General features: G+C 52.9%; 21 protein-coding genes. 6 read left to right on the forward strand and 15 right to left on the reverse strand.

Going from position 1 to position 14411, the window contains the following annotated elements:
• Positions 1 to 445: 445 nt before the first annotated feature.
• On the reverse strand, positions 446 to 604 hold the full coding sequence (locus SIB56_RS01385) for a hypothetical protein (protein WP_413324818.1): 159 nt from the start codon (positions 602 to 604) through the stop codon (positions 446 to 448).
• Between the two features lie 166 nt (positions 605 to 770).
• On the opposite strand from SIB56_RS01385, the gene SIB56_RS01390 reads away from it, so the two are divergent.
• Complete coding sequence (locus SIB56_RS01390) at positions 771 to 1088, forward strand: DUF3303 domain-containing protein (protein WP_413324820.1); 318 nt, start codon at positions 771 to 773, stop codon at positions 1086 to 1088.
• A 248-nt stretch (positions 1089 to 1336) separates the two neighbouring features.
• Positions 1337 to 1600 (forward strand): hypothetical protein, encoded by a 264-nt coding sequence (locus SIB56_RS01395; protein ID WP_413324822.1) that lies wholly within the window; start codon positions 1337 to 1339, stop codon positions 1598 to 1600.
• A gap of 84 nt (positions 1601 to 1684) precedes the next feature.
• Here the strand turns inward: SIB56_RS01395 and SIB56_RS01400 are convergent, their stop codons facing one another.
• A complete protein-coding gene (locus SIB56_RS01400; protein WP_413324824.1) occupies positions 1685 to 2893 on the reverse strand; it encodes a YbfB/YjiJ family MFS transporter in 1209 nt (402 codons plus the stop codon).
• A 240-nt stretch (positions 2894 to 3133) separates the two neighbouring features.
• Entirely contained in the window at positions 3134 to 3718 is a 585-nt protein-coding gene (locus SIB56_RS01405) for a ferritin (protein ID WP_413324825.1), read from the reverse strand.
• Between the two features lie 193 nt (positions 3719 to 3911).
• Between SIB56_RS01405 and SIB56_RS01410 the strand changes: the two genes are divergently transcribed.
• Positions 3912 to 4142: a hypothetical protein gene (locus SIB56_RS01410; RefSeq protein WP_413324827.1), complete on the forward strand. Its 231-nt coding sequence runs from the start codon at positions 3912 to 3914 to the stop codon at positions 4140 to 4142.
• 39 nt (positions 4143 to 4181) lie between these two features.
• On the opposite strand, the gene SIB56_RS01415 is transcribed toward SIB56_RS01410, so the two are convergent.
• The 4 genes from SIB56_RS01415 to SIB56_RS01430 all read right to left on the reverse strand — a co-directional run bounded on the left by SIB56_RS01415 (position 4182) and on the right by SIB56_RS01430 (position 8108).
• Entirely contained in the window at positions 4182 to 5444 is a 1263-nt protein-coding gene (locus SIB56_RS01415; protein WP_413324829.1) for a flotillin family protein, read from the reverse strand.
• The gene (locus SIB56_RS01420; protein ID WP_413324831.1) at positions 5444 to 6766 is read right to left on the reverse strand and encodes a flotillin family protein; all 1323 of its coding nucleotides are present in this window, start codon (positions 6764 to 6766) and stop codon (positions 5444 to 5446) included. Before SIB56_RS01420 ends, SIB56_RS01415 begins: the two co-directional genes overlap by 1 nt.
• A gap of 40 nt (positions 6767 to 6806) precedes the next feature.
• Entirely contained in the window at positions 6807 to 7337 is a 531-nt protein-coding gene (locus SIB56_RS01425) for an NfeD family protein (protein WP_413324833.1), read from the reverse strand.
• A 186-nt stretch (positions 7338 to 7523) separates the two neighbouring features.
• Complete coding sequence (locus tag SIB56_RS01430; RefSeq protein WP_413324834.1) at positions 7524 to 8108, reverse strand: ferritin; 585 nt, start codon at positions 8106 to 8108, stop codon at positions 7524 to 7526.
• A gap of 588 nt (positions 8109 to 8696) precedes the next feature.
• Between SIB56_RS01430 and SIB56_RS01435 the strand changes: the two genes are divergently transcribed.
• Positions 8697 to 8879: a hypothetical protein gene (locus tag SIB56_RS01435; protein ID WP_413324836.1), complete on the forward strand. Its 183-nt coding sequence runs from the start codon at positions 8697 to 8699 to the stop codon at positions 8877 to 8879.
• A 132-nt stretch (positions 8880 to 9011) separates the two neighbouring features.
• On the opposite strand, the gene SIB56_RS01440 is transcribed toward SIB56_RS01435, so the two are convergent.
• Both SIB56_RS01440 and SIB56_RS01445 read right to left on the reverse strand, forming a co-directional pair.
• Positions 9012 to 9284, reverse strand: coding sequence for a DUF1651 domain-containing protein (locus SIB56_RS01440; protein WP_413324837.1), 273 nt, complete (start codon positions 9282 to 9284; stop codon positions 9012 to 9014).
• 27 nt (positions 9285 to 9311) lie between these two features.
• Positions 9312 to 9638: a hypothetical protein gene (locus SIB56_RS01445; RefSeq protein ID WP_413324839.1), complete on the reverse strand. Its 327-nt coding sequence runs from the start codon at positions 9636 to 9638 to the stop codon at positions 9312 to 9314.
• 203 nt (positions 9639 to 9841) lie between these two features.
• Here SIB56_RS01445 and SIB56_RS01450 point away from each other — a divergent pair, with 203 nt between their 5' ends.
• On the forward strand, positions 9842 to 10264 hold the full coding sequence (locus SIB56_RS01450) for a YnfA family protein (RefSeq protein ID WP_413324841.1): 423 nt from the start codon (positions 9842 to 9844) through the stop codon (positions 10262 to 10264).
• 1174 nt (positions 10265 to 11438) lie between these two features.
• On the opposite strand, the gene SIB56_RS01455 is transcribed toward SIB56_RS01450, so the two are convergent.
• From SIB56_RS01455 to SIB56_RS01465, 3 genes are all read right to left on the reverse strand, one after another.
• Positions 11439 to 11606 carry a chlorophyll a/b-binding protein gene (locus SIB56_RS01455; protein ID WP_413324843.1) on the reverse strand — a complete coding sequence of 56 codons (168 nt, stop codon included), beginning with the start codon at positions 11604 to 11606 and terminating at the stop codon, positions 11439 to 11441.
• Positions 11607 to 11758: 152 nt separating this feature from the next.
• Positions 11759 to 11977, reverse strand: coding sequence for a hypothetical protein (locus SIB56_RS01460; RefSeq protein WP_413324845.1), 219 nt, complete (start codon positions 11975 to 11977; stop codon positions 11759 to 11761).
• A 63-nt stretch (positions 11978 to 12040) separates the two neighbouring features.
• A complete protein-coding gene (locus SIB56_RS01465) occupies positions 12041 to 12283 on the reverse strand; it encodes a hypothetical protein (RefSeq protein WP_413324846.1) in 243 nt (80 codons plus the stop codon).
• Positions 12284 to 12547: 264 nt separating this feature from the next.
• Here SIB56_RS01465 and SIB56_RS01470 point away from each other — a divergent pair, with 264 nt between their 5' ends.
• Positions 12548 to 12691, forward strand: a complete 144-nt coding sequence (locus tag SIB56_RS01470) for a hypothetical protein (RefSeq protein WP_413324847.1) — start codon at positions 12548 to 12550, stop codon at positions 12689 to 12691.
• A gap of 3 nt (positions 12692 to 12694) precedes the next feature.
• Here the strand turns inward: SIB56_RS01470 and SIB56_RS01475 are convergent, their stop codons facing one another.
• The 3 genes from SIB56_RS01475 to SIB56_RS01485 form a co-directional block, all read right to left on the reverse strand.
• Entirely contained in the window at positions 12695 to 12982 is a 288-nt protein-coding gene (locus SIB56_RS01475) for a hypothetical protein (RefSeq protein ID WP_413324848.1), read from the reverse strand.
• A 156-nt stretch (positions 12983 to 13138) separates the two neighbouring features.
• Positions 13139 to 13645, reverse strand: coding sequence for an MFS transporter (locus tag SIB56_RS01480; RefSeq protein WP_413324849.1), 507 nt, complete (start codon positions 13643 to 13645; stop codon positions 13139 to 13141).
• Positions 13646 to 13671: 26 nt separating this feature from the next.
• Positions 13672 to 14406, reverse strand: a complete 735-nt coding sequence (locus tag SIB56_RS01485) for an MFS transporter (protein ID WP_413324850.1) — start codon at positions 14404 to 14406, stop codon at positions 13672 to 13674.
• Positions 14407 to 14411 lie beyond the last annotated feature (5 nt).

Genomic DNA, 14411 nt, shown 5'->3' on the forward strand with positions numbered 1-14411 from the left:
ATATCACTCGATTGAGAGAGGTGCTCCTGGCGTATGCAGTTGATATCCAAAAAGCCAACCTCTTGCAGGCAGGCGGTCGATGCTGATGTTCAATACTCTCTCCGCCTTCTGGTGTTCGCACAGTCGCTGGGAGGTAAGTTTCCTGACAAGCAGGCTCCCTGCACCGCCTGCATGCGTTCCTCCCTGGTGTCAGCACCACGACGATTGAGAAGTTCGTAGACAGCCGGGCTGATGAGGCCCTCTTCCAGAAGTCGTTGGTTCGTTTGGGCTGATGCATGCAACCCATACAGGGACGAAACGGCCAGTGAAACGCAAAGCGCTGCAAGAGAATCGTTGTTCATTCCTGCAAGTTAAACCGCATTGCCGCTGCGGTTGACACCGCATCGCGCCTGTCTGCGCAGCCCGGGGTCTTCAGACAGTGCGTCGGCCAGCGCAGGGCTTCGGTTCAGATCGACTCCGGCATTAACTCCGAGACATTAGGCATCGGGTCAGGCTTTCCATCAGCAATGGCTCTCGCGCGCAAGTAAAACCAGCTGCTGGTGTCGTCATTCGCCTCCATCTTTTCAGCAATCGCCTTCCAGTTGTTGATTTCCGCTTGGTCCATGTGAATTGCTTGAAACGATTAATGATGGAAATTCCCCGATGCTTCTGCGATTTCCGTAGGTCGTGATGACCGGCATCCGGATCAGACTGTCAGCTGGTGGTGACTTCTGCAGGCTTATCAGAGTTCATTGGCTGGGAAGTGGATTCCCACTTTGCTTTGATCAATCGTGCAGATGTATCTTGTGGCCTGGATTTTTCCTGACATTGAAAGTCAGCTCGCTGCCTACAAGAGCTTCTGCGAGTTATGGGATTCAGGTGAGATGACGAAAGCAGATAAGTTCCCAGGTTTTGAGATGTTGTTTCGTGTTCACGCGCCTGGAGCTGGCCGAGTGACCCTGCTTTTCAAGGCTGAGAGCGATGCACAAATTTTCGAACACTTTGCTCCCTGGCGTGCGCAGTACGGAATTGAAATGGATTTCACCCCAGTGATCGGTTGCCAAGACGTTGTGAACTATCACAAAAAGCTGTTTGCGAGAATGACCTGAACAGCTTCTGTTTTAAGCAGGAATCGGTGCTTTCGGGATGTACACCAAAGATCATCCCTGAATGCTCCTTGCTTGGTTGTTGGCCGTGGCAGTTGGCAAGGAGGTTGTCACTATTTCTATTGATTGATCGATTGTCGCTTAATCTGTCTCATTTAATTTTTAATTTGTCGAGAAAATCTACACTTTTATTTGTATATTGAGTGTTTTCCGTTAGCCTCTGCTATCACAAGAATGCTGAGGTTTTTGTCATGGAAAAAGCAGAGAAAAGTGCATTGGTCAAGATTGCTTTACTGGCTTTCGGTTGGCCCCTGGCACTCAACCACTTTTATGACGGAAATGCCGGTATGGGCTTTTTAGCAATGATCGGCACATGGTTTGCTTGGATTTCAATTTTTGGAATCTTTGTTTGGGTGTTTCCCTACTTCAGTGCCATGTTCAAAGCCCTGAGGGAATTTGAAGGTAAGGCTGCAAAGTTTGAGGAGAGGCCATCTCTCGACCCAAAGCGTCAGTAACGACGTTGACACTCTTGGTTGATGTGATGCTCTCATCTGCAGAATAAGTTTGTATGGATCAGGTGTAGGGATGATGTCAGCTGTTCACCTTGAATTTTGCTGCTTTGCGGAGAGCCTGTGCTGGAAAATTTCGAGGATCAGTTGAGCGGAAACGGCGGTGATGCCCATGGCCAGAATCAGATTGACGTTGTGTTGTGCAAGCTGTGATGTGGTTGAGGAAAAAGCAATGAATCCCATTGCTCCGATAGTGGTTGCCGTTGACCATGCACGGCGTTGTGTGTCTTCATTGCAGAGTTGACCTAAGCGATCCAGGGTCAATGTTCCAGTCATCATGTCCCACACTCCAATCAGGAAGATCGATATTGATAGCGTAATAAGATGATTGGAGATTCCGAAGAGAATCATTCCTGCAAGACCAACAGCTGCAATCACGGCAAGAAACAAGCTGGTTGTCAATTTCGAAGGCACAATGCTGGGAATTAAGCCACCAATAATTAGGCCAATGCCAAATAGACTGTCTATGTTGCTTGCCATCATTGGTGTAAGTCCGATCTTGTTAACTGCAATTAAGGGCTCATAGAGAATGACTGGTATCTGACCAATCTGCATCAGCGCAAATCCCAGAATAATGATCAAGATGAGTTTGTTAATCTTGCTTTTGTTGAAGTTAGATATTGTCTGGTTTGTTGAATTTGCAAGTGTCTCAGATGCAGGTGCTGTTAACTGTTTTCTTTGCCTCAGCAGTGCCAATGTCGGCAGGCTTAATACGACTGTCAGTGTCGCAAGAACATTCCATGCTGATGGTGCCGACGTGGGAGCAAAAAATCCTATGCCAACGGCGCCGAGAAGCGAGCCAATGCCTCCACCGCTCATGATCAGTCCAGTGGCTTTTCGTCGCCATCGCTGTGGAACCCGTTCGAGTGCGAGTGTTGGCAGGCCTGAAACAACATGAGCAGCACCCCATCCACAAAGCAGTCTCAGAACTGATTGGCTCGGTAAGTTGGTTGATCGTCCCTCCAGCACGATCGAGGCGATGATGGTGATCATTGCGATCTGCACGTATCTGATCGAGGTTGCTCTGCTTTTGACCGTCGCTTGTTGAATACAACCTGTGAGGTAGCCAAGCATGTTGATGGCTGCGAGTGTGCCGATGTCTTCAACATCAATCCACTGTGCATCGGCCATCAGATTGCCGATAATGCCGAAATCAAATCGAACCAGGCCCAGAGCAATCGCAATTCCGAAACATCCACCAATCAAGTCAATTGACCAGTGAGTTCTGCTCGCTTTCAACTGTCAGACACTCCTGATTTTTCATTGCTTATCAAACTCAAACTAAGTGATGAAGGCGGAGTCAACAACGATTGATTTAAAGCGGTTATTCGCCTGTTTGATGGCCTGATGCTTTGTTTTCGCCTGATTTTTCCTGCCTTTCAGTGCAACCAAAAGCCCCGCTCTAGGCGGGGCTGCAGGGATGTTGAACTGGACCGGCAGGTGGGGATCGGTGGCAGGAGGGCTGGGTGTTGTTGTTGATCAGCCCTCGAGCTTGGCGGGTTCGGCCTCGCCTTCTCTGAGCTCGGCATCGATGATCATCAGAGCAGCAGGGTTGCCGGCAGCGAACTTGACGCGACCGAGCAGATAGGCGGCCTCATGCTCAGAGAGACGCTGATCATCAACGATGGGATCAAGGAATACGGTGGCGCGCCTGTCGAGATCCTGCTCGGCGGTGCCGTAGAGCTGCAGCACCGATGCGGTGACATCAGCTTCCATGCGGAAGACGTTGGCGATGACCTGCTCCACATCAGACCATTGCTGACGGGGAGGTTCAACGGTGTCGAGAACAGGTCTCTGACCTCTTGAGATCAGATAGTCAGCGAATTTGGCGGCATGCTGCTCCTCCTGTTTTGCCTCGTCACGGAGATGCTCGGCAAAGCCGGTCAGCTCACGTTCGGCGAACCAGATGGCGGCAGCGAAATAGGCGGCGGCTGACTGACGCTCAAGGTTGAGATGAGCCTGGATGAGGTCAAGCATTTCTGCCGACATGGGCTCGGCCATGGCGCGGCCTGCAGGACCGGTAGGGATGGCAATGGTGGCTTGGGGAGTGGCTGAAGTTGTCATGTCGAACCTCATTGAGGGATGAATCAGTTCTACATCACAAAAGGGCGAAAGATAGGGGTAGAAACCGAACATTAAGCGATGAAAATATGCTTTTGAGAATCATATTCAAGAGCAGTAAATCTGCTTTTGAGAATCACAATCAGGAGTGAATAGTTTGCATTTGAGAATCAAGCTCAGCAGCGCGGATGCGCAGATGGGAATTGGGTTTGTTGATGAGATCAGAATTGATCTGATTCGCGCTGAATCCTCTCCCTTGAGCGCTCTGGTGCTGTCGTTTGCTGGGGTTGTTCTTGTAATCGAAGCGTGGTTCCTTGAAGGCCAGCACAATCAATGCAACTGCCAGCGGTGCTACGGCGATCGTGTGACCGCTGCTTCTGTTCCGCCCTCCATGGCAATGCAGTGCGTTGATCTGATCATCCCCTGATCAACTGACTGGTTCACCTCATGGCTCTTGCTACGCCGGTCATTCCTGGTTCGATCCTCCTGCAGAGGACTGTGTTGTCTGAGTCGGTGCTGACTGATCGCTGCTGCTAGGCAGGCGCAGGCCAGTGCTGTCCTGAAGCTGGCGTAGCAAGGTGGCGATCGAGAGATTCATCTGTCCATCGCGTTCACCGATCAGGGAAACTTCCTCCACTTCGATCGGTTGCACGGTGTCGCTGAGCATCGTCAGCAGTGGCTCCAGTTTCTGTAGCAGAAACAGTCGTTTGGCATCGGAGCCTGATCGCTTGAGCGAGGTGACGAGCTCCTGCAGGCCTTCGGCCTGTGAGCGGCCTTGCTCAACAATTGAGGCCGCAGCCCCTTTCGCATCCGCCATCATCGTTTCGCATTCAGATTCCGCCGGTGCGATCACGTCGGCTTCCAGTTGCTGCATCACCTGCTTGATCCGTTCCTCCTGAACGGGCAACTCAGCTTCAGCTCGAGCCAGCTCCGCGCCAACCTGTGCCTCCACCTCGGCGACCAGGGCATCACGTCGTGTGAGAGCGTCCTTGATGCGCTTCTGAGCATTGGCCGTGGCCACGGCCAGTTCCTTGTCCAGGCGGCGCAGTGAGGTGATACGAGCGTTTTCCGCCTGTTTCACCGCGGATTGCGACGTGGCTTCCGCTTCCGCGATGCGTGAGTCCCGCTTCAGTTCCACCAGCTGTTTGCGACCGATCGAATCGAGATAACGCACATCATCAGAAATGTTCTGGATCTGCAGCGTGTCCAGCACCAGCCCGAGTTTCTGGAGGTCGTCCTCGGCTTCCTCAAGCAAGGTTCGAGCAAATGTGATTTTGTCTTCGTTGAGCTGTTCCGGTGTCAGGCTCGCCATCACGCCACGCAGATTGCCCTCCAGGGTTTCCTTGGCAATGTGGCGAATTTCATCCTGACTTTTACCGATCAGCCGTTCAATCGCATTGTGGATTCCCGGCTCATCACCGGAGATCTTGATGTTGGCGACTCCGGCGACATTGAGAGGAATGCCTCCTTTGGAATAGGCGTTTTCCACCCGCAACTCGATGATCATGTTGCTGAGGTCGAGTCGCATCACTTCTTCCAGCACAGGGATGCGCAGAGCGCTTCCTCCCCGCACGGTGCGATAGCCCACCTTTCGGCCATCTCCGGTGGTTTTGCTCAACCCGGCAAAGATCAGCACCTCACTGGGCTGGCAGATGTAATAGAGCTGACGCAGAAGTACAACAAACGCCCAAAGGCCTGCGGCTCCGGTGAGACCAACGGCAAAAAACATCACTTCACTCCGGTTGAGGACAAGGTGCCGAGCAGATCAACGCCGAGGATGTCCTTCACCTGCTCGAAGAACTGACGCACCACTTTGTGGTTCAGGGCAACAAGGCTGGCCAGGCTTGAAGCGTCATCACCATCCAGCGCTGTGACGCGCTTCAACTGCAGCTGAGCCGGCAGTCGCGTGGCCTGTTGGAGCACCATTTCGATCTGTTGCAGCAGAAAAACCAGCTCAGCTGTGCTGCCCGCGTCTTCCCAGACCTGGGTGAGCATGTCATTCACGAGCGCACTGGCCTTGACATCTTCCGCGGTGGCTGCCGCCTGACCGCGAGCCCGCAGTTCCTTGGCCTTCTGCTGAGCCTTTGATGGCAGAACCGCCTCGGCTTTCAGTCGCAGGCGCTCCAGCTCAGCGCGCACCTTCTGCAGTTGTTGTTCGGCTCGAGCCTTGGCCTCCAGTTCGGCTGCTTCGGTTCGCTCCTCTTCAGACCGGGCCTGCTTTTCCATCTGGGCGACCTTGGTCCGCACGTCGTTGTCTTTTTCAAGCACCACGGTGTCGGCCTCGGTGCGCACCACCTCCGCCACTTCCTCCATCTCCGCTTCGATGCGTTCAGCCTGACCGATGGCTTCTGCCTCGGCGATTTCAGCGTCGCGCACGATCTGGGCTACGCGTCGTCGACTGATCGAATTGAGGTAGTCGACATCGTCGTAAACACTCTGAATCTTGAGGGTGTCGAGCTGAAGTCCCAGTCGTCGCAGATCTTCGCCCACTTCATCGGCGATCTGCTCTGCAAAGCGCAGACGGTCTTCATTGACCTGTTCAGGAGTCAGCTGCGCCAACACGCTTCGCAGGTTGCCTTCCAGGTTTTCTTTGGCAACCTGAACGATCTCCTTGGTATCGCGACCGAGAAAACGCTCAATTGCGTTGTTGCGGATCTCGGGATCCGTGCTGACTTTCACATTGGCGATCGCCTGAATATTGAGTGGTGTCCCTCCTTTTGAGTAGGCGTTACTCACCTCCACCAGCACTGGCAGCAAAGTCACATCCATGCGCCGCGCTGTTTCAAGAATCGGTTTCACAAAGGTGCAACCCCCATTGGCAACAACCCTGTACCCCTTGATCCCCTGACTTCCCTGGTTGGATTTGGAGCCAGTCACCACCAACATTTCGTTGGGCCTGCAGATGCGGATCATCCACCGGCTGATCAGGGTGAGTGCAACGATCGCGACAAAGACTGCGGAACCGATTGACACCACGGCCGCTGCAGGATCACTGCTTGGCTGTCGTTGGGCCAGAACCGGTGTTGGTTCAATGGCCAGGCTGTTGCGCATGCCTGGGTCTGCGGCTGTAACCTCCCTAGCCAGGCTCCAGTCAACTGGCCATGTCGAGGGCATCCACAATCAATGTGGTCCCCTCAGAACGAAGGATCACGACTCTCTGGCCTCGATCAAGCTGGCCAGAATTGCTACGTGCCGCTCGCCGCACCAGGCTGCCGCGCACCGATGTTTCCACAAACCCCCGTTGATCTTCACTAACGGGCAGGGTGACTCTGGCTTCAAGACCGATCAAATCTCCTGCAAGCACCACCGTGTTGGCATCACGTCGTGCCAGGTAGCGCAGTGTTAAGGATGCACACCAGCCCATGCCGAGGCCAAGCAACAATGCGATCGGCAGATTGATGGTTGATGCTGATGTTGCCGAAAACAGTTGCAGCAGCAGGCCGCAAAGCCCAAATCCGGCCATGGAAAAAGACCAGAACGATGTGCTGAAAAGCACTGCGGGATGACCTCCTTCGGCAATGCCCGTGACGCCATCGCCATCCGGGACGTCTGAATCACCGGCGATGGAAAGTGTGATCAACACACCTCCTGCGAGCAGGCAAAAGAGATAGGTCCAGGTCATCGTCAACAACTGGAGGGATCCTCATCATGCGCATGCTTGTGGTTCGGCAACGTCAACGTGTTGCTGAGTTCATGCGTTTTGCCTTTCAGTGCAACCAAAAGCCCCACCTGATGGTGGGGCTGCAGGGATGTTGAACTGGATCGGTTGGTGGGGATCGGTGGCAGGAGGGTTGGTTGTTGCTGTTGATCAGCCCTCGAGCTTGGCGGGTTCGGCCTCGCCTTCTCTGAGCTCGGCATCGATGATCATCAGAGCAGCAGGGTTGCCGGCAGCGAACTTGACGCGACCGAGCAGATAGGCGGCCTCATGCTCAGAGAGACGCTGATCATCAACGATGGGATCAAGGAATACGGTGGCGCGCCTGTCGAGATCCTGCTCGGCGGTGCCGTAGAGCTGCAGCACCGATGCGGTGACATCAGCTTCCATGCGGAAGACATTGGCGATGACCTGCTCCACATCAGGCCATTGCTGACGAGGCGGTTCAACGGTGTCGAGAACAGGCCTCTGACCTCTTGAGATCAGATAGTCAGCGAATTTGGCAGCATGCTGCTCCTCCTGTTTTGCCTCGTCACGGAGATGCTCGGCAAAGCCGGTCAGCTCACGTTCGGCGAACCAGATGGCGGCAGCGAAATAGGCGGCGGCTGACTGACGCTCAAGGTTGAGATGAGCCTGGATGAGGTCGAGCATTTCTGCCGACATGGGCTCGGCCATGGCGCGGCCTGCAGGACCGGTAGGGATGGCAATGGTGGCTTGGGGAGTGGCTGAAGTTGTCATGTCGAACCTCGTTGAGGGATGAATCAGTTCTACATCACAAAAGGGCGAAAGATAGGGGTAGAAACCGAACATTAAGCGATGAAAATTTGCTTTTGAGAATCACATTCAAGAACAGCAAATCTGCTTTTGAGAATCACAATCAGGAGTGAATAGTTTGCATTTGAGAATCAAGCTCAGCAGCGCGGATGCGCAGATGGGAATTGGGTTTGTTGATGAGATCAGAATTGGCCTGACTTGGATTGTGTTCTGCGGCCTGGGCTTCCCGTTAGGGGCAGGCCTTTCGCCTGGTTTTCAGCTTCTGTTTTGAGCGCTTCGGTGTTCCTGGGGCGGTCTAGGTAATGGCTGGCGTCATCGTTATGAGCTATGGGGCTCGGGATATGTCGCAGATCACCGCCTGTTGGCGGGGAAATCTCGCTCAGATCATTCAGCGTCAAAGGCAAACGCGCCTGTGCACTTGTAGAGCGATAAGCAAGGATGCTTATCGCTGCACTGTGCTGAATCATTTCCTCTTTCAAGAGGTTCAGCGGTTACTGATTTCGTTTCAAGAGTGAAATCTTGAGTATCTTTTGTGTGTGCCGAGCAAGTCGAATGCCTGGCATCATCATGGAAAATTTGCTGTTATTTACCAATGGTGATCAAAGTGATAGAGAACACATGATTCAGATGATTCAGAACAGTATTGCCAGCCGGGGACGGGGAAAGTCACTCCTCTCCGCAATTGTTCTGGCTCTGTTTGTGTTTGGTGTGATCCAGATGCTCAGCAATGCTTGACCTGTCTGGCCTCTGAGCAGCCTTCCAGCGGATATTTGCCCCTTGTGACGTGTCGCGACCTCCGGGCAGCTAGTAACATCAGCTACTTTTCAGCGCGACTTCTTAGGCAATCCATTGATGCTGACTCTGATGTCAGAGCACAGGTGGTGAGCATTGGCGCCATCCCACCTGAACCATGTGTTTCCAGGTATCGATTGCGGTCGTTTTCGACACCCTGCGTCTGGTCTGAGGCACCGGAGGTTGTGGGCGAACCCAGCTGTACGTTCTCAACTCAACCCACTGACCGTGGTTCACAGACATATCAGGTCTGAATTGCACCAGCAGTTTCTGTTCACCATTGACAAGCCAACCTTCGCCACGCGGCTTCTCAAGTGTTTCCAGCGAATTTGGCCCGCGGCTCAACATGCTTGAGATTCTGGCTTCGCGAGGATCTCAGACGGCGTTCCATGTCATCAACTCTGCACATTCGGGAGCAGCAGCTAATTCGGCCATGTTTTTTGAAATGCCATGGTCACAATCAGACCTGTCGCTCATTTCAGTCATCGAGGAAAATCCGTCTTTCTCATCATAGAAGCTTTCCTTTAAATCACATTTCTGATAATTGCGGTTAATGGTCCAGTAGTACCTTCCGAAATCAGCCAGGCTATCCAAGCGGGAATTATGAACGAGAATTCCATTTACAAATAATCGGCCTGAACAGGTGGTCCAAAGGACAATATGTGGACGTGGGGGGAAAGCTTCAGGTCGAAAAGAGGTCATTGCATTCTGGTGATTTCTGAGTAGCTGTTCAGTATCAACCTGGGATTGATACAATATTGCAACTTAATCCTGCCCTGGGATGCTGGGATGAATGTTATTGAGCATCGAATGATTTTTGGTTTTAAGGAAACACATGCTTATATATAGTGCTGACGATTTTTGATCTGATTGCTAAGTCAAGGTGGAGTTTATAAAGATGGACAGTGAACAATGACGGATTTGATGGGCTTGAAAACAGTCCTGCAGGAGATGCGGCCAATGTGCAAAATGCTTCATCTTCGTTTGTCTGGACATCGCAGACAATAACTTTATCCGTCATTCTCTTTGTTGCTGCAGGGCTTCTTGAGGTCGGTGGTGGCTGGCTTGTTTGGCAGACTGTCAGGGAAAATAAGAACTGGATCTATGCCGGTACCGGAATCATTGCGTTGATTGGATATGGCTTTGTGCCGTGTTTGCAGCCAACCTCAGACTTTGGACGGGTTTATGCAGTTTACGGCGGATTTTTCATTGTTCTTGCCTTTGCCTGGGCTAGGCAATTTGATGGCTATTTGCCAGACCTTGGTGATCTGATTGGTGCCGGTATTGCACTTTCAGGGGTATTGGTGATTATGCTCTGGCCGCGCTAAATCTTTGTTGTGATTCAAGGATTTGCTAAACAAATGACCACTGGTTTTCGCGGATCCGTTCAATGCTTGAAAGATCTAAACTTGGATTCAATGTTTGATCTGCTTGCCCCCGGGATGGTCTGCTTCAGAGAACAACCTGTCATCAAGGGTCCTGTTGGTGGCGTCTTGATCCCATCTGCGCTCTCCATAAATCAACCATTTCTCTTGCACGCGTGTGTGCTGAGAGATTCTCTGCATTGACCCCACGACGGTACTGCTGGTCGAGAAGCTGGTCGAGCCAATCAAGAGCGGCTTCATCCAGATGCCATTCTGTTGGGTATCTGTTCATCGCCACTGGATTGTGCACCACTCTGCTGATCTTGATGCCTCCATACTGCCCATTTGAACTGAATGTTGGCGATCAATTTTAAGGGTTGATCTGCACCATACTCATTCATGTTGGGTTTTATGGCTTAGGCGATTGCTCTTCTGCGTATTCAGCGATGTACTCATTCTGCTGAGGCTCATTGTAAATCCTTGTTTATCGACTGAGGTATTCCTGGATCAGTTCCTGAACAGCAGCTTCTGACTGCCGTTCTTTAAAATCGTCGAGAGTTTCGATCTTCATGAGTTGGAGATCAAAAAGAAGCTCAATCACAGCCCCACCGTTGCATTCCTCTGATGAATAGCCTTCAGCTGAATGAAGCACTTCGGCGAGATGTTTGCTTAATTCGTTTTCCATTTTCTCGATTTTTGGATTAATTGTATCCTCCTGTTCTTTCTTCTATCGAAAGCCGGCTTGATTGAAACATATTTTTCCGTGCCCTGTAACCAATGCACAGCAGCACTGATCAGTTTTATTTTTTTGATTGAGGCGCCGTGGAGTGTTACCGGAAACGACCTTGCGTTGAATGTTTGATTCCTCGAATCAGATGCCCTTTCGCAGGGCTCCAGAAGCCTCCTCCGGGTGCCTGCTGGAATTCATGGTTTTCGTCTTGCTCTGTCGATCTGCTGTTTCAGCTGAAGGCCTGCAGTGCCACGATGATGTGATCTTGACCTGATCAGGTTTTCAGCAAAGAAATCACTCAGTGCTCAGCTTCTCATGGCCGATCGTGAGAATCGCTGAAAAATGTATCCAACGTGATTGGCTCAAAAGGGGTGGGGCCACAAGGCCCGTGGCACCCCTCTCGCTCGATCACCAGATTTTCGGCAGCAGGGATTGTCCAGCTGCAACTTCGACTGCAATGGCAGCGATGAAGCCGAGCATGGCCAGGCGACCGTTCCAGGTTTCGCCGTCAACCCAGGTGTCCATGCCGAAGGTCTCTTCCATTGCGCTCTTGGTTTTGGGCTGCTGCTCAGACATGGTGTTTACGTAACTTCATGTCATTTTGCAACATTGCCGGCATTTGTCCTGGTGCAAATGACACACCACTGTTGGCCGCTTGGCCCGATCGCTTCCGGCGCAAGCTGTCTTGGCAGCTTGCGATGCCTTGTCGGCCGATGTTTCGGCTGAAATCAACTGTTATGCAGTTGCCCCAGCAACCTTGCGGCCAACCCTCTGGAAATACGCCTCTGCACGAGCAGATCACAGATCCAGTCGAACAATGGGATGGAGTCTGTGCTGGCCAGGCGTTGTTCAAGCGCTCGTAGCTCGCTTGCATTTCTGCAGCCTCTCAGCGCATCAATCAAGGTGTCTTCCTTGGGGCTTTCAAGCAGTATCTGGGTTGAGTTCAAGCCATTCACCGGCAGCTGTTCCTGTCATGGCATCACTCGGGTATGGATGTCATCCCTGATGAGTCAGTCCTGACTGATCTGAACATGGTTGAGATCTGACTGCAGACCCAGGGCCTGCATGACCTGCAAGCGGATTCCGCCCAGTCGCGTCCAGGCACGAATTGCTTCGTCTCTTGATCGATAGGGCTGCCAGTCATCTTCCCTGATCCTTCTCTGCATTTGAGCAGCCACTCTTTCCGCGACCCTTGCATCGCTGGCCGCTTTCAGATGAATGGTGTGACCGTTCAGGAGGATTTCGATGGTCATCATCCAGATCCAATGACTGCATTGTGCTGGAGCCAGTGCTGATCTGTGATCGAGTTTTCCTCCGGTCAGCTCCCGAGCCGCCAGAGGCCGTCATTGACTCAATTAGTCTGGGTTCAACGTTCCGTTTTCGCCCTATGGAATCGTTGGACCCTCTGTTGCTGAGCATGGTCACGCTTGGCTTTGCATTCACCCTGACCGTGTTTTTTGTGGCATTTCGCCAGGTTGATCGATCAGAAAAGGAACGGGCCCAACTCAATCGCATGCGTGGCCGGCTCAATAGGCTTCTTCAGCATCGTTCCTGACCTGATCCGCGTGTTGCTTCTGCTTGTTGCCGGCGGTTTCCTTGTTCTGCTGGCGCTCACTCAGCTTCTAGTGCGCCGTTCAATGGATGATGGCAATCAAGGCTGAGTTTCAACGTTTGCTGAGTCCTCTGCCTTTGCCGATCAATCCCGCATCGATCACAAGCCCGATCAACACGATCAGCAGTCCACTGAACGACTGCATTCCTCCGAAGGACTCCGCCGCCCAGCAGATGCCGAGTGTTGTGGTCGGCAGAAACAGCAGGCCGAGCAGCGGAATGATCGGATTGGGGATGGCCAGGCTGGCAAAGGGGCCCAGAACAACTGCAGGACTGAAAAGCCACAGCAGGACCAGAATCAGTCTTGGTGCGATCAGTCCAAGCGCTGCGAGCAGACACATCAGCCGGCACCAACAACTTCAAATCTGCCTGAGCTTGTGATCGAGAGCATCAACTACTGCATCGCACCGCTTGTCGAAAAAAGAACCACTGGCTGGTTTCCCCATTCTGGATTCATGGTGGATGACCTGGCTCTGATCTCTTGTAGCAACTGCATTTCAGGTTGACCCCGCTGAGAGCTGGCGAAAGGCTGTCTCTCGGGTAAATGCACAGGCCGTGATCAGGGTGCACAGTCCGCTGAAAGCGACCCAGGCTCCAGGCAAGAGTGGATTGCCTGTCTGGGCGATCAACCAGGTTGCAATCAGTGGAGTGGTTCCGCCAAAATATTCCTCAGCCACATTGAATGCCACCGCAAGTCCGGTGCAGCGCACCGCCGCCGGCATCAGCTCGACATTGGCCGGATTCTTCCCTCCTGCCAGCAGTGCCACTGCCAGTGTCAGGCCCAGTTCTCCCCAGAGCACCTGTTGAGGATCACTGCTGTGCATCAGCCTGAATAACGGCAGTGCACCAAAACAGAGAAGTGATGATCCACTGATCAGCATCGGTTTGCGTCCGATCCGGTCGGATAGCCAGGCTGAAATCGGATAGAGCATCAGCAATACGGCAAGAACGCCGGTGTTCAGACTCAGTGAAGTGGCGGCGCTGAGGTGATCAATCTCCTCCACGTAGCTGACCGCGTAGACGAAGACGGCTAATACCCGACGCTGCTGGCAATGTTCAGCGCCATCACACGCAACACCTGCAGGCGATAGCGACCGAAGGTTTCTCGAATTGGTGACTTCACCATTGGTTCGATCATCTCGGCACCAATTCCCTGTCGGATCACAACACCGGTCGTTGCCACCAGTGCGCCCAGCAGAAACGGCAGTCGCCAACCCCAGCTTTCCAGTTGCGCAGGACTGAGTGTGTGAGCCAGCAAATCACCGAAGCCGGAACCGAGCAACATTCCCAGCACGGATCCCCACAGCCCCCAGATCGCATAGAAACCGCGTTGGCGTTCCGGTGCGTTTTCGCTGAGAAAAATGATTGAGCTGGTGTATTCGCCACCTACAGACAAACCCTGAACAATGCGCAGCAGCACGACAGCAATGGGAGCTGCGATGCCGATCTGACTGTGGGTAGGGAGCAGACCCATCAAAACGGTCGGAACGGCCATCACCGAAAGTTTCAACGCGACCTGTCTCCCAGCCAGATCGCCGATTCGACCGAAGACCACTCCTCCGAGAGGCCTGACCAGAAATCCAGCAGCGAATGCTCCGAAGGCACCGATCAGAGAGGCTGCCGGATCACTGGAGGGAAAGAACTCCCTGCCGATCACGGTTGCGAAGTAGCCATACACCGCGAAGTCGTACCACTCCATCACGTTGCCGATCAGGCCTGCCAGCAGCACTCGACTTGTGTTCTGGGCGCTGGTTCTGGGAATCATCGGCT

The sequence above is a fragment of the Synechococcus sp. MIT S9503 genome (genome assembly GCF_047304175.1).
Lineage (GTDB): Bacteria > Cyanobacteriota > Cyanobacteriia > PCC-6307 > Cyanobiaceae > Synechococcus_C.